13 protein-coding genes, 2 tRNA genes and 3 rRNA genes are annotated in these 22862 nt (G+C 55.7%); 10 read left to right on the top strand and 8 right to left on the bottom strand.

Translation table 11 applies throughout. The features are described from left to right. The first annotated feature begins 155 nt into the window (after positions 1 to 155). The 3 genes from CA264_RS18530 (at position 156) to CA264_RS18520 (ending at position 2863) form a co-directional block, all read left to right on the top strand. On the top strand, positions 156 to 455 hold the full coding sequence (locus tag CA264_RS18530) for a WYL domain-containing protein (RefSeq protein ID WP_025608886.1): 300 nt from the start codon (positions 156 to 158) through the stop codon (positions 453 to 455). 134 nt (positions 456 to 589) lie between these two features. Next, entirely contained in the window at positions 590 to 1066 is a 477-nt protein-coding gene (locus CA264_RS18525; RefSeq protein WP_025608885.1) for a very short patch repair endonuclease, read from the top strand. 57 nt (positions 1067 to 1123) lie between these two features. After that, on the top strand, positions 1124 to 2863 hold the full coding sequence (locus CA264_RS18520) for a M28 family metallopeptidase (protein ID WP_025608884.1): 1740 nt from the start codon (positions 1124 to 1126) through the stop codon (positions 2861 to 2863). 41 nt (positions 2864 to 2904) lie between these two features. Here the strand turns inward: CA264_RS18520 and CA264_RS18515 are convergent, their stop codons facing one another. Further along, the gene (locus tag CA264_RS18515; protein WP_025608883.1) at positions 2905 to 3681 is read right to left on the bottom strand and encodes a DUF5602 domain-containing protein; all 777 of its coding nucleotides are present in this window, start codon (positions 3679 to 3681) and stop codon (positions 2905 to 2907) included. Positions 3682 to 3913: 232 nt separating this feature from the next. On the opposite strand from CA264_RS18515, the gene CA264_RS18510 reads away from it, so the two are divergent. From CA264_RS18510 to aspA, 3 genes are all read left to right on the top strand, one after another. Beyond that, positions 3914 to 4135, top strand: coding sequence for a hypothetical protein (locus tag CA264_RS18510; protein ID WP_025608882.1), 222 nt, complete (start codon positions 3914 to 3916; stop codon positions 4133 to 4135). Positions 4136 to 4277: 142 nt separating this feature from the next. After that, positions 4278 to 5465, top strand: a complete 1188-nt coding sequence (locus tag CA264_RS18505) for a ribonuclease D (protein ID WP_025608881.1) — start codon at positions 4278 to 4280, stop codon at positions 5463 to 5465. A gap of 36 nt (positions 5466 to 5501) precedes the next feature. After that, positions 5502 to 6911 (top strand): aspartate ammonia-lyase, encoded by a 1410-nt coding sequence (aspA, locus tag CA264_RS18500; protein WP_025608880.1) that lies wholly within the window; start codon positions 5502 to 5504, stop codon positions 6909 to 6911. A gap of 235 nt (positions 6912 to 7146) precedes the next feature. On the opposite strand, the gene rrf is transcribed toward aspA, so the two are convergent. From rrf to CA264_RS18465, 6 genes are all read right to left on the bottom strand, one after another. Next, positions 7147 to 7258, bottom strand: a 5S ribosomal RNA gene (rrf, locus tag CA264_RS18495). A gap of 90 nt (positions 7259 to 7348) precedes the next feature. After that, a 23S ribosomal RNA gene (locus CA264_RS18490) occupies positions 7349 to 10240 on the bottom strand. 191 nt (positions 10241 to 10431) lie between these two features. After that, a tRNA-Ala gene (locus tag CA264_RS18485) sits at positions 10432 to 10505 on the bottom strand. Positions 10506 to 10518: 13 nt separating this feature from the next. After that, positions 10519 to 10592 (bottom strand) — tRNA-Ile (locus CA264_RS18480). A 100-nt stretch (positions 10593 to 10692) separates the two neighbouring features. Next, a 16S ribosomal RNA gene (locus tag CA264_RS18475) occupies positions 10693 to 12214 on the bottom strand. Together the 16S, 23S and 5S rRNA genes with 2 tRNA genes alongside form the textbook arrangement of a ribosomal RNA operon. Positions 12215 to 13068: 854 nt before the next feature. Beyond that, complete coding sequence (locus CA264_RS18465) at positions 13069 to 14313, bottom strand: NAD(P)-dependent oxidoreductase (RefSeq protein ID WP_025608879.1); 1245 nt, start codon at positions 14311 to 14313, stop codon at positions 13069 to 13071. 246 nt (positions 14314 to 14559) lie between these two features. Here CA264_RS18465 and gcvP point away from each other — a divergent pair, with 246 nt between their 5' ends. From gcvP to CA264_RS18450, 3 genes are all read left to right on the top strand, one after another. Continuing rightward, complete coding sequence (gene gcvP, locus CA264_RS18460; RefSeq protein ID WP_025608878.1) at positions 14560 to 17478, top strand: aminomethyl-transferring glycine dehydrogenase; 2919 nt, start codon at positions 14560 to 14562, stop codon at positions 17476 to 17478. 170 nt (positions 17479 to 17648) lie between these two features. Continuing rightward, positions 17649 to 18248 carry a DUF4136 domain-containing protein gene (locus CA264_RS18455; protein WP_025608877.1) on the top strand — a complete coding sequence of 200 codons (600 nt, stop codon included), beginning with the start codon at positions 17649 to 17651 and terminating at the stop codon, positions 18246 to 18248. Between the two features lie 197 nt (positions 18249 to 18445). Next, positions 18446 to 19063, top strand: coding sequence for a DUF4136 domain-containing protein (locus CA264_RS18450; RefSeq protein WP_157593740.1), 618 nt, complete (start codon positions 18446 to 18448; stop codon positions 19061 to 19063). An 8-nt stretch (positions 19064 to 19071) separates the two neighbouring features. On the opposite strand, the gene CA264_RS18445 is transcribed toward CA264_RS18450, so the two are convergent. Next, positions 19072 to 21363 (bottom strand): TonB-dependent receptor, encoded by a 2292-nt coding sequence (locus tag CA264_RS18445; RefSeq protein ID WP_036777269.1) that lies wholly within the window; start codon positions 21361 to 21363, stop codon positions 19072 to 19074. 160 nt (positions 21364 to 21523) lie between these two features. Here CA264_RS18445 and CA264_RS18440 point away from each other — a divergent pair, with 160 nt between their 5' ends. After that, positions 21524 to 22717 carry a PQQ-dependent sugar dehydrogenase gene (locus CA264_RS18440; RefSeq protein ID WP_025608874.1) on the top strand — a complete coding sequence of 398 codons (1194 nt, stop codon included), beginning with the start codon at positions 21524 to 21526 and terminating at the stop codon, positions 22715 to 22717. Positions 22718 to 22862 lie beyond the last annotated feature (145 nt).

Raw genomic sequence — 22862 nt, 5'->3', positions numbered from 1 at the left:
GCATGTTACCTTTAGCCGTTATAATTCCTGTTTTGATAGTCGCGACTGTGCTATTCTTGTATAGTGGAAACGGACGTAGCATGAGCGCGCAGTTTTGATAGAAACAGGCGGCCACAAGGCGAGTTAGTGTGTCGCATCTAAACAGCGAGAAGAGTATGTACAGTTATCTGCTGGAAGAACTTTCTAAAGCGATAGGGGCACGGCTGCTGATCAGCTTCGACTACAACGGCGAAAAGCACGTGGTGGAGCCGCACCTGCTGGGCCACAACCATCAGCACGAAGACTGCCTCTGTGCCTGGCGCCTGAGCAAGGGAGGGCAGCAGGAGCAGGAGTGGCAATGCTACAAGCTCAGCCAAATGCAGCACACCAAGCTGCTGGATGACCGCTTCAGCAGGAAACGCCCCGGCTACGACCCCTACAACAGCACCATGTCGCGTATTTACTACCGTATCTGATAGCGCCGCCACACGTTACCACTGCCTCTCCGAGTTATGAAAACCGCCTGCACCCGGCAACTATAGTGCCCTCTGAGTAAACTCTGCCGCCTTCGTTTGTGTTGCCAGTATGCAACAGAGGCATTGGCACAGCATTGGCAAAAACGCGAAAGAGAAAGTATAAACAGCCCCGGGAGCCGCTAACGGCGCAGGAGAAGATCAGCCGCTACATGCGCGGCAACAAAAGCAAAAACACCCTTCCTGAGCTAAAGCTGCGGCAGGCACTGTGGCAGGCGGGCCTGCGCGGCTACCGCGTGCACTGGCCTAAAGCGCCCGGCAAACCTGATATCTGCTACCCTGGGCGCCGGCTCGCCGTGTTTGTACACGGCTGCTTCTGGCACCGCTGCCCCTATTGCCAGCCCTCCCACCCCAAGACGAACCTCGCTTTCTGGCAGAACAAGTTCAGCCAGAACATCGCCCGCGATGCCCGGTACAAGCAACAGTACCGCGAGGCGGGCTGGCAGCGCCTGGTTGTGTGGGAGTGCCAGTTGCGGCAGCACCTTGCCGGCGTTGTTGCCACGGTACAGGAGCTACACCGGGGAGTGCCTGCCAGCTGGCAACTAGCTGCTTAAGGGCGGATGTATCGTTTTTTTTACTAATTTACAGGTTAGACCATAAGCATCTAACCTATGAGAAATCACCTCCCGCTGCTGGGCCTGCTCGGCTTGCTGGCGATGGGCTGCAACGAGAACAGCCGCCATGTAAGCGAGTCAGGCGACGAGGCAACCGCCCTTGCCGACAGCACCAACCTGCAGCCAGCCCTGCAAAGTATAACTGCCGCCGATTTGCTGGCGCACACCACTGTTCTGGCCTCCGACGCGTTTGAGGGCCGCAGCCCCGGCACCGCCGGCGAAGACTCCACTGTGGCCTACCTGACACGCCAGTTTGAGAAACTGGGCCTGCAGCCCGGCAACCCCGATGGCAGCTATGTACAGAAAGTGCCGATGTTCGGCTATACCCCGGACCCGACGGCAACCATCAACGCCAACGGCAAAAAGATACAGCTGAACTTCCCGGATGATTATGTTGCCGTGTCGCGCCGCTTTGTGCCCAACATCGACATAAACAACTCCGATATGGTGTTTGTAGGCTATGGCGTGGTGGCACCGGAGTACGGCTGGGACGACTACAAAGGCCTGGACGTAAAGGGTAAAACGATCGTGATGCTCGTAAACGACCCGCCCATACCGGACCCGAACAACCCGGGCCAGCTGGACAGCACCATGTTCGGAGGCAAAGCCATGACCTACTATGGGCGCTGGACCTACAAGTATGAAATAGCCGCTGAGAAAGGGGCCGCTGCCGCCATCATCATTCACGAGACGGGGCCGGCAGGCTACCCGTACGAAGTGCTCTCCGGCAGCAACAGCCGCGAAGGCTTCGACATCAGCGCCGCCAACAAGAACATGGACCGCGCCAAGATAGAGGCTTGGATCACGGAGCCAAAGGCGCGCGAGATCTTTACCGCCCTGGGCCGCAATTTCGAGGACCTGAAAGAGGCCGCTCGCAAAAAGGATTTCCAGCCGGTGCCGCTAAAGGCCACTGCTGACTTTACGCTTAAAAACAAGCTGCGCGAAGTGCAGTCGCAAAACGTGATTGCAAAGCTGGAGGGCTCAGACCCGGAGCTGAAGGATGAATACGTTGTGTACACCGCGCACTGGGACCACCTCGGCAAGGACACCAGCCTGAAGGGGGACCAGGTCTATAACGGCGCTCTGGACAACGCCACCGGCACAGCCGGGCTGCTGGAGCTTGCCGAGGCTTACGCTAAGATGGAGACCAAGCCGAAACGCTCTATCCTCTTCCTGGCCGTTACAGCCGAAGAGAAAGGCCTGCTGGGCTCCAAGTACTACGCCCACAACCCGCTTTACCCGCTCGAGAAAACGGTTGCGAACATCAACATGGACGTGCTGAATGCCTACGGGCCAACCGAGGATGTGGTGGTGATCGGGTACGGCAACTCTACTTTAGAAGATGTACTGGCCCAGGAGGCGGTTTCGCAAAACCGCCACATCGTGCCCGAGGAGTCGCCGGAGAACGGCTCCTTTTACCGCTCCGACCATTTTGAGTTTGCCAAGCAGGGGGTACCGGCGCTTTATGCCGAGTCCGGTGTAAAAGCGCGCAACCAGCCGGCAGACTATGTACAGAAGTGGAATGAGCAGTACACAGCCAACGATTACCATAAGCTGACGGACGAAGTACGAGACGATTGGAACCTGGAAGGGGCTGTAGAGGATTTGCAGCTGTTTCTGCGTGTTGGCAACCGCGTAGCTAACACCGAAAAGCTACCGGAATGGAAAGAAGGCACAGAGTTCAAGGCCAAGCGAGAGAAGATGCTCTCCGAGGCTTCTAAGCAACAAGTACAGTAGTTAACAAAAAGGGCCTGCCGCAGTTGCGGCAGGCCCTTTTCTTATTTTACAGGCTCTCTGTACTTCATATCCGTGAGATAGATCTCAAAGGTATTCTCTTCGGTGTTGTTGTAGATAACGTAGGCCCCGGGGTGATACCCTACCTGCTGCACCTGCGGCGCCTGCTTTACCGGCTGCATGTCCTTTCGGTTCGGATCAAGGCTCTGCAGGTAAGCCAAGGTTAGCATCGGCTCGTAAAAAATGATTTTGTTGTTATTCGCGCCGTAGATGAATGTCTTGGTGAAGACCTCCCCGTTTAGCTCCGGCGAGCTTCCGTCCATCCAATGCACTCCCATGTTAGGCACCACCTCCATACCGGACACATAACCGGCAGGGATGTACTTTTCCTCAAACTCCGGGGTATGCCCCTGCGGCCCCGGCACAACAGCTTCTCGCTCGGCTACGGGCACCGTATAGAAATGCACATCGAAGTGCGGCAGCACATACTCCATCGGCGGGTGGCCCTGCGGGTTCCAGTCCAGCATCACGTGGTTGTAAGGCGGCAGCTCCACCCCTTCCGGCAAGCCCAGCGTGTACACCGTCATCTCGTTTGGCAGTGACGGCACAACGTCTTTAGACATGCTCACGCCAATCTCCACCGGCTTTCTGTCCGGTGTTACCTTTACCCAGGCCCTTACAGCGCCCTCACCGATAAACGTTTCAGGGCCGTACAGAACGGTTGTCTCCTTGTCATCGTCTTTATCACAGCCGGTCAGCAGCAGCGACAGCCCCAGCAGTACTGCGCCCAACAGCCCGTTGGCCCTTAGTATATTTTTCATTCTTTCAACCTTATGGATTCGCCTTAAATTAGTAAAGTCCAAAATTACGTAATTAAATTTTAAATCAACAACCTGTTGCTGTACTTCTTGTGTTACCGCCGACACGAATAATCAATACTTTTACCTGTCAAAGAAGCGCATTAACTTCAAATAATGTAAACGACAACCACCGTAAGGGTTACTTTTCAGGAGGAATCGTATAAATAAGTACAAAATCAATTTGAATACGATTATGAAAAAGTATTGGAAATTAGCCGTGGCTGCCTTCGCATTCTTCGCGTTCACAGCCTGTAGCAACGAAGAAAATACAACCACTGAATCAGAGACCATCGATACAACAGAGGAATTGGAATCTGACATGGAAACTGACCTGGGCATGGAGGCTGATACCGCCACGATGATGGAGGACACCACTACCATGGACATACAGGAGGAACAACCGCCTATTGAGTAACAGAAGTATAACTATTTATAAACGGAAGGTCTCTGCCCAAAAGGCGGAGACCTTTTTCATTTTATAGTACAAAAGTGCACTGCAGCCCCAGAAAAAGGGGATCAGGGTGTGCGGATGTGCGGGAAACCTTTTAACTTTAGGAATGGAAAATACAACGCTGACACACGATGGCGTAACGATAAAACTGATCGAAGAGCAGGAGCAACTGCTGGAAACCCTGGCCACACTTTCCAGGAGCCAGGAGCTTGCACTGGACCTGGAGTTCGACCAGAATCGCTTTACCTATGGTTTTAACCTCTGCCTGGTTCAAATTGCCGACGAAAACGGCACCTGCTATATTATAGACCCTTTTGCTGTTGCAGACCTGCAGCCGCTGTTCGACCTGTTTGAAGACGGTCGCATCACCAAGATTATCCATCACTCCAACAACGATATCCTGCTGCTAGATAAGCTGGGGTGCAACATTCGCGGTGTTATGGATACTGATGTAGCCGCCAAGATCCTGAACTATGAGCGCTCTTCGCTGGCAACCGTGCTAAAGGAGGAGTTTGACATGGAGATCGATAAATCGCAGCAGTCCAGCAACTGGAACAAGCGCCCGCTCACGGAGGCGCAGCTGAAGTACGCTGCCATCGACGTTATTTACCTGCACCGCATCAAGGCAAAACTGGTGCAGGAGATTGCTGACCTTGGCCGCCTGCACTGGCTGCAGGAGGAGAACCAGCTGTTGGAGGCGCTTACCTATTCGGAACCGGAGAACCCGCACCTAAAGCTGAAAAACGCTTTCAGGCTCAACTTCTATCAGCAGCACATTCTAAAGCACCTGTTCGCCTTTCGGGACCAGATGGCCATGCAGTTTAACAAGCCCGCCTCCTACGTTATTTCTAACGAGGCGCTTGTGGAGCTGGCCAGCACGTCTAACGTGGACGTGCACGAGTGGCTAAACCACACGAAGGGCATCCACGGGGGGCTTAAGCGCTCCCGCAACGAGAAGCTGCTGGTAGACGCGCTGTCGGAGGCCAGGCAAAGCGCCAAGGACAACAACATCAGCCACGACTTCCCGAGCAACCGCTGGCCGCGCCCAGTGCGCACCCCGGAAACGGAGCAGCGCCGGGAAGAGCTCGTGCAGGTGCAGAAACAGATTATGGCGAACTATGGTGAGTTTGCCTCCAGGCTGATTATCAACCAAAGCCTTATCAACGACTACAGTTATACTGGCGAACTTCGCTGCACCAAGGAATATGCAACGCAGATTGTTTTAAGTACAGCCTCGGAGCTGGGCATCAGTTTGCCCACACCTGTTTCTAAGAATAACAGCAGCAAAAATTAACATTAAAGCTGAACCTCAATCCAATTAAATACTAGTATGAGCGAATTTAGAATGGAGCATGACTTTTTGGGAGAGATGGAAATCCCCAATGAGCTCTATTACGGTATTCAGACGGCGCGCGCCTTAGACAACTTCTACATCACCGGCATTCCTATCTCAAAGGAGCCTCTCTTTATACAGGCCTTCGGCTACGTTAAAAAAGCCGCCGCCATGGCTAACCGCGACTGCGGTGTGTTGAAAGCGGAGGTAGCCGACGCCATCTGCCAGGCCTGTGACAAACTTATTGCCGGGGAGTACCTGGACCAGTTTGTGACCGATATGATCCAGGGCGGTGCCGGTACCTCTGTTAACATGAACGTGAACGAGGTGGTGGCAAACTTAGCACTGGAAATTCTCGGCCATCAGAAGGGCGAGTACCAGTACGTGCACCCTAACAACCATGTCAACTTCTCGCAGTCGACCAACGATGCCTACCCTACGGCCTTCCGCCTGGCCCTCTACCGTAAGATTGAAAGCTTTATAGAGAGTCTGGAGGCCCTACAACAGGCTTTCGCACGTAAAGGGGAAGAGTTTCAGACGGTGTTGAAGATGGGTCGCACGCAGCTTCAAGATGCTGTTCCGATGACGCTGGGGGCTGAGTTCCACGGATTCTCGACAACGATAAAAGAAGACATCCAGCGCCTGAATGAGGCCAAAATGCTGATCTGTGAGATTAACATGGGCGCTACGGCCATTGGCACTTCCATTAACGCCCCGGAGGGATACCCAGCGATCGTCACCAAGCACCTGCGCGACTTAACAGGCATCCCTGTTGTACTTGCGGAGGACCTGATTGAGGCAACCTGCGACACGGGTGCCTATGTACAGGTGTCAGGCGTGATGAAACGCTCCGCCGTTAAAATATCGAAGATATGCAACGACCTGCGCCTGCTTTCGTCAGGGCCGCGCACAGGTATTAACGAAATTAACCTGCCACGCATGCAGCCGGGCTCTTCCATTATGCCAGGTAAAGTTAACCCTGTTATACCGGAGGTAGTGAACCAAACTGCTTTTTATGTGATAGGCACTGACATGACCGTTACCATGGCCGCTGAAGCCGGTCAGCTCCAGCTGAACGTGATGGAGCCTGTTATTGCATACAGCCTCTTCAGCTCACTGAGCTTTATGGAGAATGCCTGCTATACCTTAACAAACAAGTGTGTGGTTGGCATTACAGCAAACGAAGAGATCTGTGCGAACATGGTGATGAACAGCGTGGGCATCATTACTGCGCTAAACCCTATCTTAGGCTACGAAGAGTCAGCCTCCATTGCCAAAGAAGCGTTAGCAACAGGTAAGTCAATTCATGATATTACCGTGCTGGAGCGCGGCAGGATTACGCAGGCGAAGTGGGACGAGGTGTTCTCGGTGGAGAACCTAATCCACCCGCGCTTCATCAACAGCTAGCCCACCCGGCCCTGAAAAAGGCAAAGGCCCCGGCGCTCTTTCGCGCCGGGGCCTTTGTGTTTGTTTCCGTTTGCTCTCTGCCACGGGCTTGTTGCTCTGGCGGCTGCTTGCTGTGCTGCTGCACGCGCCACCGCTCCTCCTTCAGGCCCTGCCTGGTGCGGGTGGTTTGGTTTCGGGATGGGTGTAAAAAGGGAGCGCCCCGCTCCGCGGCTGCGGAGGGGGCGCTCTTTGTTGGGGTTGGCGGCCACCTACTCTCCCGGGTGTGACCCCAGTACCATCGGCGCGCCCGGGCTTAACTTCTCTGTTCGGGATGGGAAGAGGTGCTCACCGGGGCCATAGCCACCATTATCTTGCGCACGGCTGTTATGCGTGCCGGATGCTTTATGACATGACTTGTGGGGGAGAAACAAAATCGAGAGCGGCGGGCCGGTGCTGCTGACCGGACGCGCTCGGGCAATTAGTACCGCTCGGCTTTGCCATTCCTGGCTTTACACCTGCGGCCTATCGACGTCATCGTCTTTGACGGCCCTTAAGGGAGATCTCATCTTGGGGCGGGTTTCGCGCTTAGATGCTTTCAGCGCTTATCCCGTCCGAGCGTAGCTACCCTGCGCTGCGGCTGGCGCCACAACAGGTCCACCAGAGGCTCGTCCAACCCGGTCCTCTCGTACTAAGGTCAGGACCCCTCAAATCTCCTACGCCCACAACAGATAGGGACCGAACTGTCTCACGACGTTCTGAACCCAGCTCGCGTGCCACTTTAATCGGCGAACAGCCGAACCCTTGGGACCTTCTCCAGCCCCAGGACGTGACGAGCCGACATCGAGGTGCCAAACCTCCCCGTCGATATGAGCTCTTGGGGGAGATCAGCCTGTTATCCCCAGAGTACCTTTTATCCTTTGAGCGATGGCCCTTCCATGCGGAACCACCGGATCACTATATCCGCCTTTCGGCCCTGCTCGGCTTGTGGGCCTCACAGTCAAGCGCCCTTATGCTATTGCGCTCTGCGCACGGTTACCAAGCGTGCTGAGGGCACCTTTGAAAGCCTCCGTTACTGTTTTGGAGGCGACCACCCCAGTCAAACTACCCACCAAGCACTGTCCCCTGTCTTACAAGGTTAGGCGCCAAGCAACTCAAGGGTTGTATTTCAAGGACGGCTCCACGACGCCTGGCGACGCCGCTTCAAAGCCTCCAACCTATCCTACACATGAGTTACCCAGCGTCAATGCTAAGCTATAGTAAAGGTTCATGGGGTCTTTCCGTCCCGTTGCGGGTACTCGGCATCTTCACCGAGACTACAATTTCACCGAGCTCACGGCTGAGACAGCGCCCAGATCGTTACACCATTCGTGCAGGTCGGAACTTACCCGACAAGGAATTTCGCTACCTTAGGACCGTTATAGTTACGGCCGCCGTTTACCGGGGCTTCGATTCAGAGCTTCGCCTTACGGCTAACCCCCCCTCTTAACCTTCCGGCACCGGGCAGGTGTCAGGCCTTATACTTCATCTCTCGATTTCGCAAAGCCATGTGTTTTTGTTAAACAGTCGCCTGGGCCTTTTCACTGCGGCTTCTGCTATTGCTAGCAGGAAGCGCCCCTTCTCCCGAAGTTACAGGGCCATTTTGCCGAGTTCCTTGGCCGTGATTCACTCGAGCACCTTAGGATTCTCTCCTCGACCACCTGTGTCGGTTTGCGGTACGGGCGGCAAGCCATTTAAACGCTTAGCGGGTTTTCTAGGGAGCCTGATTAGGGACGATCTCCTTGGCCGGGGCCGCGGAGTACTTTCGGGTTTCAGCTAGGTCGGCGTACTTCACAACCGTCCTACTACCTACGCCCTTAAACGCGCTATTCCGTCAGCGCGCCGTCCTTTCACTTCTCCGTCACCGCATCGCTATGACGTGCCGGTACTGGAATATTAACCAGTTGTCCATCGACCTGCGCTTTCGCCTCGGCCTTAGGACCCGACTAACCCTGATCCGATTAGCGTTGATCAGGAAACCTTGGTCTTTCGGTGTGCGGGTTTCTCGCCCGCATTATCGTTACTTATGCCTACATTTGCTTTTCCAAGCGCTCCAACGCCCCTTGCCGGGACGCCTTCGTCGCCCTTGGAATGCTCCCCTACCAGTGTATAAATACAATCCGCAGCTTCGGTGCTGTGCTTGATGCCCGATTATTATCGATGCCCTGTCGCTCGACCAGTGAGCTGTTACGCACTCTTTAAAGGAATGGCTGCTTCCAAGCCAACCTCCTGGCTGTCTAGGCAACTGGACCCCCTTTGTTCAACTTAGCGCAGACTTTGGGACCTTAGCTGGCGGTCTGGGTTCTTTCCCTCTCGGCCTGGGACCTTAGCACCCCAGGCCTCACTGCCGTGTATATCAAATGGCATTCGGAGTTCGTCAGGATTCGGTAGGATGTGACTCCCCCTAGTCCTATCGGTAGCTCTACCTCCATATGACTCCACCACGACGCTGCCCCTAAAGGCATTTCGGGGAGTACGAGCTATTTCTCAGTTTGATTGGCCTTTCACCCCTACCCACAGGTCATCCAAATACTTTTCAACGTAAACTGGTTCGGACCTCCAACTGGTTTTACCCAGCCTTCATCCTGCCCATGGGTAGATCACAAAGTTTCGCGTCTACCCCCCCTGACTGCGCGCCCTGTTCAGACTCGCTTTCGCTGCGGCTCCGTGCTTTCAAACACTTAACCTCGCCAGGGAGGAGTAACTCGTAGGCTCATTATGCAAAAGGCACGCCGTCACCACACGAAGTGGCTCCGACCGCTTGTAAGCGCACGGTTTCAGGATCTGTTTCACCCCGTTATTCACGGTGCTTTTCACCTTTCCCTCACGGTACTGGTTCACTATCGGTCTCTCAGGAGTATTTAGCCTTACCGGATGGTGCCGGTGGATTCAGGCGGGATTTCTCCGGTCCCGCCCTACTCAGGATACCACTAGGGCCAAGCAGCTTACGCACACGGGACTATCACCCCCTATGGTCAGGCTTCCCAGCCTGTTATGCTTCAATACTTGGTCCCACGACGTGGTCCTACAACCCCAGGGCTGCCGTAACAGCACTGGTTTGGGCTAATCCGCGTTCGCTCGCCACTACTTGCGGAATCACTGTTGTTTTCTCTTCCTCCGGGTACTTAGATGTTTCAGTTCCCCGGGTTCGCCCCCCGTAGGGTAGTGTATCTTCAATACACTGGGTTGCCCCATTCGGAAATCTTCGGATCAACTCGTATGTGCCGATCCCCGAAGCTTATCGCAGCTTGTCGCGTCCTTCATCGCCTCTGAGAGCCTAGGCATCCCCCGTGCGCCCTTCTCTGCGTCTTCGGCCGGCCCCACAAGCGTGGGCCGGCCCGCCTCTCTCGCACTAGGGCCCTATCGCTAGGGCCTAGTCTATTTCTTTTGTCTCTCTCCCATCATGTCAAAGAACGTGTTCCAGTTCTAGGTAGCGGCCGCAGCCCTACTTTCCCTGAATCTGAAGCAAGAACCTGTCGTTCCTGCCTTGTGTTTACTCTCGGTGTGGAGAATAACGGAGTCGAACCGTTGACCTCCTGCGTGCAAAGCAGGCGCTCTAGCCAGCTGAGCTAATCCCCCAGGTAATTCGCGGTGGGCCTGCGTGGACTCGAACCACGGACCTCTACATTATCAGTGTAGCGCTCTAACCACCTGAGCTACAAGCCCGCTTCTCTGGCCGGGCCTGGCCGCCCGAGTAAGTGAGTTTTGAGCAATTGCCGAGACAGACGTTAACGTAAGCCTTAGGGGAGCCGAGGGCCGTCCCTAGAAAGGAGGTGATCCAGCCGCACCTTCCGGTACGGCTACCTTGTTACGACTTAGCCCCAGTTACCAGTTTTACCCTAGACGGCTCCTTTGAGGTCACCGGCTTCAGGTCTCCCTGACTTCCATGGCTTGACGGGCGGTGTGTACAAGGCCCGGGAACGTATTCACCGCGTCGTTGCTGATACGCGATTACTAGCGATTCCGGCTTCACGGAGTCGAGTTGCAGACTCCGATCCGAACTGAGACCGGCTTTTTGAGATTGGCGCCCCATCGCTGGGTGGCAACCCTCTGTACCGGCCATTGTAGCACGTGTGTAGCCCTAGGCGTAAGGGCCATGATGACCTGACGTCGTCCCCGCCTTCCTCGCTCCTTGCGGAGGCAGTCTCTCCAGAGTCCCCACCATGATGTGCTGGCAACTGAAGATAGGGGTTGCGCTCGTTGCGGGACTTAACCCAACACCTCACGGCACGAGCTGACGACGGCCATGCAGCACCTTGCTTTGTGCCCCGAAGGGAGGCTCCATCTCTGGAGCGGTCACGCGCATTCTAGCCTAGGTAAGGTTCCTCGCGTATCATCGAATTAAACCACATGCTCCACCGCTTGTGCGGGCCCCCGTCAATTCCTTTGAGTTTCACCCTTGCGGGCGTACTCCCCAGGTGGATGACTTAACGCTTTCGCTTGGACGCTGACAGTGTATCGCCAACATCGAGTCATCATCGTTTACGGCGTGGACTACCAGGGTATCTAATCCTGTTCGCTCCCCACGCTTTCGTGCCTCAGCGTCAGTTTCGGCCCAGCGAGCTGCCTACGCAATCGGGGTTCTTGGCGGTATCTAAGCATTTCACCGCTACACCGCCAGTTCCGCCCGCCTCGACCGAACTCAAGCCCGCCAGTATCAACGGCAGTTCCACGGTTGAGCCGTGGGATTTCACCGCTGACTTAACGGGCCGCCTACGCACCCTTTAAACCCAATAAATCCGGACAACGCTTGCACCCTCCGTATTACCGCGGCTGCTGGCACGGAGTTAGCCGGTGCTTATTCGCATGGTACCGTCAGTTACCCCCGCAGGGGCGTTTTCTTCCCATACAAAAGCAGTTTACAACCCAGAAGGCCTTCTTCCTGCACGCGGCATGGCTGGGTCAGCCTCTCGGCCATTGCCCAATATTCCCTACTGCTGCCTCCCGTAGGAGTCTGGTCCGTGTCTCAGTACCAGTGTGGGGGACCATCCTCTCAGAACCCCTAGCCATCGTAGCCATGGTGGGCCGTTACCCCGCCATCTAGCTAATGGCACGCATGCCCATCTTCCACCGCCGAAGCTTTTACCACGGTCGGATGCCCTCTCGTGGTCACATGCGGTATTAATCCGGATTTCTCCGGGCTATCCCCCTGTGGAAGGTAGGTTGCATACGCGTTACGCACCCGTGCGCCACTAACCAGGTCCCCGAAGGAACCTGATCCGTTCGACTTGCATGTATTAGGCCTGCCGCTAGCGTTCATCCTGAGCCAGGATCAAACTCTCCATTGTAAGAATATGCTTCCTGCGGCATAAAACCGCAAAATGTGTCTGTCCGACCCCGGCTCCCCTTGTGTCTGGCCCCCGAGGGGGCCGCAAGGTCTTACCTTAATTTCTGTCTCAAGCAATCTCTCAAAGAACTTTCCGAGAACCTTCCGTCCTCGCTTGCCGTCCTGCGACGTTATCTTCTTTCTTTTTCCCTTTCCCCTTCAGAGCCGTTCGCTCCGTGGCGGGGTGCAAAGGTAGCGGCTTTATTTCGAACCGCAAAACTTTTTTTGAACTTTATTTTCCCGGCCTCCGTGGCGCGGCTCGCGTTGGAAGCGGCTGCAAAGGTAAGGGGAAACTTCCGGAAAACAAGAAAAACTTTCTTTCTTTTTTCTCTCCCCGGCCCGTCCCTCCAAAGGGGCAAGTGCCGGCGGCCGTCTCCTTCCGAGGCGGGCTGCAAAGGTAAGCAAAGCTTTCCGTTCCGCAAGGCCCCGGGCCAAGTTTTTTTTCAGTCTCTCTTTCTCCGACGGGGCCCCGAAACCGCGGCCGCAGCCTGTGTTAGCGCTCCCCCTTCTCTCCCGTCCCTGCTGAACCGGGATGCAAAAGTAGCAAACTTTCCCCGGCCCGCAAGCGCACGCCGCCAAATAAACCCGGAAAACCCGCAACAGCCTGGAGCTGAAGGGGATTATTTTCGCCCGTTCCCCGAAAGGGCCGCCCGGCGCTCGGAAAGATCCCGGCACGGCCTCCCCCCTCTCCCCCCGAAGCAAAAAAAGAGGGGCCCGCAGCTTATGCCACGGGCCCCTATACTATACTATACTATACTATACTATACTATACTATACTATACTATACTATACTATACTATACTATACTATACTATACTATACTGCCGCCTGCTTCTCCTTATTAGTGGCTGCACTGTCAGCATAGCCCTGCAGGTAACTATACCGCTCTGTCAGCTTTCCTCCCTTTGCAATGGTGGCACGCTTCAGAATACCTTCCTCATCTCCGTTAAAGAAGTGCGGGAACACATTATCTATAAGGTGCCGGCCAAAATCACGGGAAGCATTGCGCGGCAACTCACAAGGCAGGTTGTCTACGGCCATGATGGTGATGTTGTCCGGGCGAGCATAAGCCTCTTCCAGTTCTCCGGTGGTTGGGTTGTAGTCGTAAGCGGGGCTGGTAATCGTAGTAGAGCGTTTGGTTGCAGGAATAGAACCGTTCACATCGCAGGTGATATCGGCAATGGTATCTATTTTGAAGTCGGGCTGACGCGCATCTTCCTCTGTAAACAACTTCGGGGCGCGCGGGTCCCAGTAAGCGCAGGCCATCAGCAAATCAGTAACCCGGGTAAACTTGCGGAAGGTACTCTTATATAAGTGTGGGTTGGCATAGAAATCCGGCGAGTCCCATACCTCCACATCGGGGCGGGCGTTGTAGTCGCCGGAGTGCAGCTGGGCATACACAGGCTCCGTGAACTGCTTGTAGAGGAAATCGAACACACTCACTTTCCGTATCTCCATCTTGTCCAGCACTTCCATGGCTCCGCCCGCCACTCTGCCGCCACCGGTTACAGCGATCTTTATTGGCGGCAGCTTCACTTTAAAGTACTCCTCCTGCATGTCCTCCATCTCATGGCACAGGTAGGCCGGCTTGAGGTTAAACAGCTCGTGCTTCTTGCCATAGGTCAGGATGCCGTTGTAAGCGCCAACAATACCTGCGTAACGGCCAAAGGCCACCACGCGCTGTCCGTCAGTGGTCTTCAGCAGCTCATAGTCTATCAGTGTGATGTTTTTGTCCAGGACGGCCCGCAGCAGCTTGGCGTTCTGCGGCTGCTCCTTTATTGTGTGGGAAAAGAACAGGTAGGTCTTGTCCGGGATGAGCTGCTCCGTCGGCACTTCCTTCACCCCCATCAGCACATCGCAATCGCGCAGGTCCTCCTGCAGCGGAATCTGCAGCTCGCAGTACTCTTCGTCTGTAAAACAGCGGATATCGCTCGGCTGCACCGCAATCTCCATTTCCGGAAACTCCTGCAGCGCCTCCTGGCACTTTTTAGGCGTCAAGGGCACCCGTTTATCCACAGGAACTTTACCCTCTTTTATGATGCCGATCTTTAGTTTGCGCATAGGTTTATCTCCTTGAATTGTTAGCGTGATTTGAGTGTTAAGCTGATAAACGAAACCAGCCAATGGCGCTTAAACTTCAAGCGGTTAGGTTTACACCCCTTATAGCCGAGCGCCCCGGAACTATTTAGCTTTCATGCTTCAATATAATAAACTATTACTACTTTTGTAAAAAGAGTCGGGAATAGGTCAAAAGCCCGTTCCCGAAGGAGTTGAATACCCAAAATCCCAGACTAATATACCACCGTTATGATTTTTAAAACCAAACCTGCGGATGTATTTAAGGAGCGCCACAACGGCCCCGACAAAGAGCAGATGCAGGACATGCTACGCACGATTGGCGTAGAAACGCTGGACCAACTGATCGAGGAAACTGTACCGGCCGCTATCCGCCTCAAGAAGCCGCTTAACCTGCCTGCAGCTCTCTCTGAGAAAGACTTCCTGAACAAGTTCTCTCAGATCGCCAAGCAGAACAAAGTATATAAGTCGTACATCGGCCTTGGCTACAACGACACCATTATGCCACCGGTTATACTTCGTAACATTATGGAGAACCCGGGCTGGTATACTGCCTACACCCCTTACCAGGCGGAGATTGCCCAGGGCCGACTGGAGGCGCTGATCAACTACCAGACCATGGTGATGGACCTGACCGGCATGGAGATCGCCAACGCGTCGCTGCTGGACGAGGGAACTGCCGCAGCGGAGGCCATGGCCATGTTCTTCTCGCAGCGCAAAGGCACCCGCAAAAACGCCACGCGCTTCTTTGTATCCAACCAGGTGCTGCCACAGACCATTGATATCCTGCTGACCCGAGCCACACCGCTGGATATAGAGCTGGTGATAGGAGACCACCGGGAGGCGAACCTGCAAGACGAAACACTTTTTGGCGCTATTGTGCAGTATCCGGCTGCCGACGGTGCCATTTTTGATTATACAGACTTCATCTCTAAAGCGCATGAGCAGGGAATGATGGTAGCCGTTGCTGCCGACATTCTTTCTCTGACGCTGCTGACACCTCCGGGTGAGATGGGTGCGGATGCCGTGGTAGGAACTACGCAGCGTTTTGGCGTACCGATGGGCTTTGGCGGTCCGCACGCGGGTTATTTTGCTACGCGCGATGCCTTTAAGCGTGTGATCCCGGGCCGTATTATCGGTGTATCGGTGGATGCGGCAGGCAACAAGGCGTACCGCATGGCCCTGCAGACGCGCGAGCAGCACATCCGCCGCGAGAAAGCAACGTCTAACATCTGTACTGCCCAGGTACTGCTGGCCGTTATCGCTGGTATGTACGCCGTTTACCACGGCCCTCGCCGCCTGAAGTACATCGGCCTGAACACGCATGCACTGGCGCAGCAGCTGGAGAACGGCCTGAAAGCGCTGGGCTTTGCGCAGCAAAACGAGCAGTACTTCGATACGCTGAAAGTAGTAGTAGAGAGCGCCGACATGCAGCAGGCGATCCGCAAGGAGGCTGAGGCAGCCGGCATTAACTTCCGCTACTTCGACAGCACCAACATCGGTATCTCCATCAACCAAAATACCGACCTGCAGGACGTGAAAGCTATACTTGCCGTTTTCGCGAAAGTGGCCGGTAAATCTGCGGATGTGCTGAACATCGACACCCTTCCGGAAGACACAGACGTAACCTGGGCCGATAGCCTGATTCGCAAGAGCGCGTACATGGAGCAGGAAGTGTTTAACAGACACCACTCGGAGCACGAGATCCTGCGCTACATGAAGCACCTGGAGAACAAGGATATCTCTTTGGTTCACTCTATGATCTCCCTGGGCTCCTGCACCATGAAACTGAACGCGACGGCCGAGATGATCCCGGTGACCTGGCCTGAGATTGGGCAGCTGCACCCGTTTGCCCCAGCCGACCAGACGCAGGGCTACAAGCAGATCTTCACTGACCTGGAGGCCTGGCTGTGCGAGATAACTGGTTTTGACGGTGTATCGCTGCAGCCAAACTCTGGCGCACAAGGCGAGTACGCTGGCCTGATGGTGATCCGCGCGTACCACGAGTCTCGCGGCGAAGGACACAGAAACATTTCCCTGATCCCGTCTTCTGCACACGGCACAAACCCGGCTTCTGCGGTTATGGCCGGCATGAAAGTGGTTATCGTGAAGTGCGATGAGAAAGGCAACATCGACGTGGCAGACCTGCGCGCGAAAGCAGAGCAGTATAAAAATGAGCTGTCCTGCCTGATGGTGACCTACCCGTCTACCCACGGGGTGTATGAGGAAAGCATCATCGAGATCTGCCAGATCATACACGATAACGGCGGGCGCGTGTACATGGACGGCGCAAACATGAACGCACAGGTTGGCCTGACTTCTCCGGCTACCATCGGTGCCGATGTTTGCCACCTGAACTTACACAAGACCTTCTGCATCCCTCACGGCGGCGGCGGACCTGGCGTTGGCCCTATCGGTGTGGTAGCGGACCTGGTGCCGTTCCTGCCAGGCCATGCCGTTGTAAAAACCGGTGGCGACACGGCGATTCACGCAGTTTCTGCGGCCCCTTGGGGTTCTGCCTCTATCCTGCCGATCTCGTACGCGTACATCGCCATGATGGGCGGCGAAGGTTTGACAGAGGCCACAAAAGTAGCCATCCTGAACGCCAACTATATTAAGGCGCGCCTGGAGAAACACTACCCGGTGCTGTACGTGGGCAAGAACGGCCGTTGCGCACACGAGATGATTCTCGACTGCCGTGAGTTCAAAAAAGCAGGCGTTGAGGTAGAGGATATCGCCAAGCGTTTGATGGACTACGGCTTCCACGCACCGACGGTATCGTTCCCGGTGGCCGGCACGCTGATGGTAGAGCCGACAGAATCGGAGGCACAGGAAGAGTTGGATAGATTCTGCGATGTGATGATCTCCATCCGTGAAGAGATTCGCGAGGTGGAAGAAGGCAAAGCCGACCAGAAGAACAACGTGCTGAAGAATGCGCCGCACACTGCCAGAGTGGTGATGGTAGAGAACTGGGATCGCCCTTACTCGCGCGAGAAAGCCGTGTTCCCGATGCCTTACCTGCGCGACAGCAAAGTATGGCCTACCGTGAGCCGCATCGACAGCGCCTACGGCGACCGCAACCTGGTTTGCTCTTGCGCACCGATTGAGGCATACAACGAGAATAACAACGAAATGGTAGCAGTAGGATAAGCTGCTGCTTACGTTCATACCAAAAAGCCTGGCCCCTCGGTCAGGCTTTTTGCTTTTTATCCCTGTTCGCTGGCGCTATGGCACGGCAAAACTGATTTTGAATCCAAGTAGTGCGATTGCCCCGTATACATGTATAGATGAAAATATTTACAACCAGACGAGAAAAGACTATGAAACGAACAACCGCATCTATACACCTGCTGCTGGGGCTGTGCTTTCTGCTGCTGGCAGGCTGTGCCCCCTCTGTACAGGTAGCCACAGACTATGACCGATCGGCTAACTTCGGCCAGTTCCAGACCTTCAGCTTCTTTCAGGACCGACCGTCGGAACCGCGCGATGCCGCCGTTAACTTTGATACTTCGCTGGACCTGTACCTGCGCAACGCCATTCGCCAGTCGCTGGGCAACCAGGGCCTGCGCTTCGACACTACCAACCCGGATTTGAAAGTGGCCTACGACGTAACCGTGAACACCGAAACGGAGGTGAACACCAACTATGCCTACGCTCCGGGCTTTGGCTACGGCTACAGCTACTGGTACGGCTACCGCTACAACTATGGCTTTAACCGCTTCCCTACCACTTACCGCACCGTAAACCAATACAAAGAGGGAACCGTGGTGGTGGACCTGATCAACCCGGACACCAACGAGCTTGTGTGGCGCGGCGTCGGCGAAGCGGCCGTGGACATGTCGGGCGGCATTGAGCAGGAGAAGATCAACACCATCGTCTCAAACATTCTGCAGAAATACCCGCCCAACAGGCAACAGTAAAGACGCTAGTATTACAGGAGCCACTGTCACAGTGGCTCCTTTTTTATGAGCGGCACCTGCCGGTGGTGCTCCCTCTCCAGCGCAGCTACATCAATCAGCTAAGCCAAAGCAGAATTACCGGCAGGCCCCGGAAGCTTAAGAAAGCCGGCGCCGAGCCTTTGCAATACTTCATCCGTATACCTCGTTACAGCAATAAAATGAACAGTAGAATGAAAGTAAGCCACCTGTATACGATTCTGCTCCTGTTATTCACGCTAGCCGGCTGTGCCCGAATCGCGCCAGAGACATCGTACTCCTACATCCCCAACGTTAACTTCCGGGAATACTCCTCTTTTGACTGGTACAAGGCAGAGGTGCCCAAGCCTATAGCCGGCGGGGCAGGCACACAGTTCAACCTGCTGCTGGACCAGAACATAAAGGAGGCCATCGCCAGTGAGTTGGTGAAGGAGGGCGTCAGGCCAGAGCTAGACGACCCTGACATTGTAGTGGCCTACGACATAGCTGTTGATACCAGCCTGGTAGAAAACGCCGGCTACTCTTTCCCGAGCAGCATGGGCTACGGCTACAGCTATTGGTACGGCTACCGCCACCGCTACTCTCCGGAAGGCATGCCCAACTTCCGGCCGATACAGGCCTACCCGCCGGGCACAGTGGTCGTGGATATCATTAACCCCCGCACCAATCAGCTGCTTTGGCGCGGCGCCGCTTTTGCAAACTTCGACCCCACGTCTCTGGAGCTGGACGAGGAGCGGATAAGCCTTGTTGTGGCGGAGATTATGTCGCAGTTCCCTCCTACGCCGGATATTACGCGCTAAGCAACACGCTACAAGGCATACTTCAGGCGAATGCCCCCGTAGTAATTGCGGGCCGGGGCAGGCTGAAAGTAGCGGCCTCCAAAAGCGTTCAGATCATTGCCGAGGCTGTACTTCTCATCCGTCAGGTTGTCTACGCCGCCGAACACCTCCAGCCCAAGGCTGTTCCCCAACTGCCGCTTTAGCCCCAGCCTTGCTCCGGCTACTACATGGCTGTCAGCGTACACCGTGTTCGCATCGTTTAGCGGGATGTCGTCCACGTAGTTTGCCGTCAGGTTGAGGTACGCGCCGAAACGGGTGCTCAGGTCGAGGCCTGCCGTAGCGGCGTGCGGGGCTACACCGGTCAGTTCGTTTCCGGACAGGTCTGTTTCGCCTTGCTGGTACTCATCAAAACGGAAATGGCTGTAGGTGTAGCTGCCCCATACTTTCAGCAGGCTCAGGGGCTGTGCCGGCTCATCCAGCAAAGTATAGCCTATACTTGTCTCAACGCCCTTCTGATCTGTGCTGCCCACGTTGCGGAACACCGCCACACTCGACACATCCTGCCGACTCACAATTGTTTCCTTCAGCCTAAAGTAGAAGCCGACCACATCAAAGCTCAACTTATCCGCCAGCATAAAACCGCGCACGCCTGCTTCATAGTTCGTGCCCTTCTCCGCCTCCAGGCCCTCGTTCAGCTGCCCGTCAGAAGTAAGAATCTCTTCTTCGGTGGGCGGTGAGAAGCCGGAACTGACGCTGGCATGCACGGTCACCTGGTCGCTCAGCTGCTTCAGCAGGGCCACGCGCGGCGAAAGTACGGCCTCAAAGTCCTTTTTATACTTGTAGTCTCCGCTGCTTGCCTGCTGCAGGCGCGTAATATCATACCGGGTGTCATTCAGGCTCAGGGCAGCAGTGGCAATAAAACCGGCAGGCAGCTCAAACTCGGCCTGGGCAAACACAAAGCCCGCCTTGGCTATCACCTCATCATCGGTGCGGAGGCCACCGGGGGTGCCAGCGTTGTTATCATAGGTGCGCGCCGCCTCAAAGCCGCGCTGAAACTCGCCGCCTGCTGTAAAAGTGGCGCCTACACTTCCCAGTTGCGCATCGTAGGCAAAGCTGGTGCGCCCGCCAAACTCCTGACTGGTGTTGCGCTCATAGTCTGTGTTGAAGGGGTTGTCCTTAAACTTGTGCAGCCCGTAGAGGGCGGTAGTGTTTCTGAAACGCTCATTAAAGCGGTATTCCTGCTTCAGCCCCACGTTTACCCCTTCCAGGTCAAGCGAAGCGTTTTGTGCCTCGCTCCCGAACTGCCCCCCGCGCGCCTGCCGCGGGTCCTGTTCGTACTGCTCCAACGTTAAACCGCCCGGCAGCTCATAGTATAGATTTGAGTAAAGGAGGTTGGCAGAGACGGTGCGCTTCTCAGACGGCCTGAACTCAGAGGAAAGCAACAGCACATCGCGGTCTATGGCCGACTGGGCCCGGTAGCCGTCGTACCGCTGCCGCGTGTACTGCACCAGCAGGCTGCTTTTTTCCGCCCCCACTCCTGCAGTGGCGGTGTAGCGCCTAAAGCCATACGAGCCCACTGTCGTGCCCACTTCCAAGGCTTTCTCTCCGGGCAGGGGGCGGCGCGGCTCCAGCAACACGGTACCTCCTGTGCCTGCACCATAGATACTGGCCGTTGGCCCTTTGAGAACTTCGACCCTGCCGATGTTGGCCGCGTCGAGCAGGTTCAGCGCTGTCGTGCCGTTGGCCTCCGTAAAGGGAATGCCGTTGTAGTATACTTTCACGTTTCGGACACCGTAGGGGGAGCGCAGGGTGCTTCCGCGGATGGAGAGCCGGTAGCTGGCGGGGGCGCGCTCCTCCATCCGCACGCCGGGCACCGTGTTCACGGCCCGCACGATGGAGCTTTCATCAAACCGCTCGATCACCTCCCGCTCAATCAGGCTCACGGCCCCGGCTGTTTGCAGCAGCGGGCGGTTTGTTTCGTAGCCGGTAATTACCACCTCCTGCAGGCTGGCAGCATCCGGCGCCAGCAGCACCCGCAGTTCCCGGCCTGCCGGCGGGTTCGCCACCGCCTCCGTTTTGTAACCCAGGTAGCTAAAGACGATGCGCTTGGGAGCTGCTGCGGTAGCAAGGCTGAAGTAGCCGCTCCCGTTACTGATGCCTTGCTCCCCCGTGCTGGCGGTAACGGTAACTCCCTCCAGCGGCTGCTCAGAGGCGGCATCCAGCACATAGCCGGTAAACAGCTCCTGGGCCTGCAGCACCTGCGGCATCAAAAACAGAAACAGTAAAAGTACGGGGGTGTAGTAGCGTAATGGTAAGCTCATAGTAGTGGAGTATCAACAACACAAAACGGGGAAACGCGTGCAGGGTTTGCACCAGAACGTGTGGATAAGTATCGCCTCGCAACAAATAGCACCTGTCGCCGGTAAAAACAAGGGACTTATACTTTGCAGCCCCGCCTGCACCTATCACACAAGATACGCTATGAAAACGAAATTTTCCGCATTCGCCATTGGCCTGGCCATGACTGCCTCGGCCGCTCTGGGGCAGGACACCAAGCCGCCGATCAGCGCCTCCATGGAGGGGCACATCTTTAAACCAGCCAAAGTGCCTGCCACCGATGAGCGCATACGCCGGTTAAAAGTACCCGCCGGCTTTACCGTGACCAAGTTTGCTGACAACCTGAACAAGCCCCGCATGCTGGCGGTGCACACCAACGGCAACGTGTACGTAACAGACCGCGACAAAGGCACCGTGACCCTGCTCCGCGACACCAACAACGACGGCAAGGCCGACCAGCAGCAGGTAGTAGCCACCAAAGAGGGTATGCACGGCATCGCCCTGCGCGATAACAAGGCCTACCTGGTGACGGTGAACGAGGTGTATACCGCAGATATCAACAAAGACGGCACCCTGGGGCAGCTAAAGGTCATCGCGGACAAGCTTCCGGATGGCGGCCAGCACGCTAACCGCACCTTGGCTTTCGGCCCGGACGGGATGCTGTACGTATCGGTGGGGAGTACCTGCAACGCCTGCGAGGAGACCAGCAAAGAAAGCGCCACGCTGCTGCAGATGAAGCCGGACGGCTCCGGACGCCGCGTTTACGCCACCGGCCTGCGCAACACCATCGGGTTTGACTGGCACCCACAGACGAAAGAGCTCTACGGCTTCGACCACGGCATAGACTGGCTCGGCGACACCACCCAGCAGGAAGAGCTGAACAAACTGGTAGAGGGCGGCAACTATGGCTGGCCTTACGTGTTCGAGAACGGCCGCCCTAACCTGGCCGATGAACCGCCGAAAGGCATGAGTTGGGAAGCGTATGCCAGGAAAACAATGTTCCCGGAGATGACCTACACCGCCCACAGCGCCCCACTGGACATGATCTTCTACAACGGCTCGCAGTTTCCGCAGGAGTACCAAGGGGATGCGATTGTTACGCTGCACGGCTCTTGGAACCGCAGCGAGCCCGTGGGATATAAAGTCGTGCGCCTGCACTTCGAAAACGGCAAGCCCAAACAGTTCGAGGACCTGGTTACCGGTTTCCTGGTGAACAACAACAGGGAGCAGTTTGGGCGTGTAGTAGGCCTGGCAACGCATACAGACGGCTCTTTGCTCTTTACCGATGATGACAACGGCGTGATCTACCGCCTGGCCTACACCGGCAACAAAAAGTAGCACCCGGTACAAGTATAAAACAGCGGCGCCGGCAGAATACACTGCCGGCGCCGCTGTTTTATACTTGGCTCTTCTCCTGCTAAGCAAAAAGGCTCAGCAGAAACTGCAGAGCCTTTCCAAACTATGAAAGCTAATGATATTTTAA

It is taken from the genome of Pontibacter actiniarum (assembly GCF_003585765.1).
GTDB lineage: Bacteria > Bacteroidota > Bacteroidia > Cytophagales > Hymenobacteraceae > Pontibacter > Pontibacter actiniarum.
Note: the sequence above shows the minus strand (reverse complement) of the source record. Positions and strands in the feature narration are given on the sequence as shown.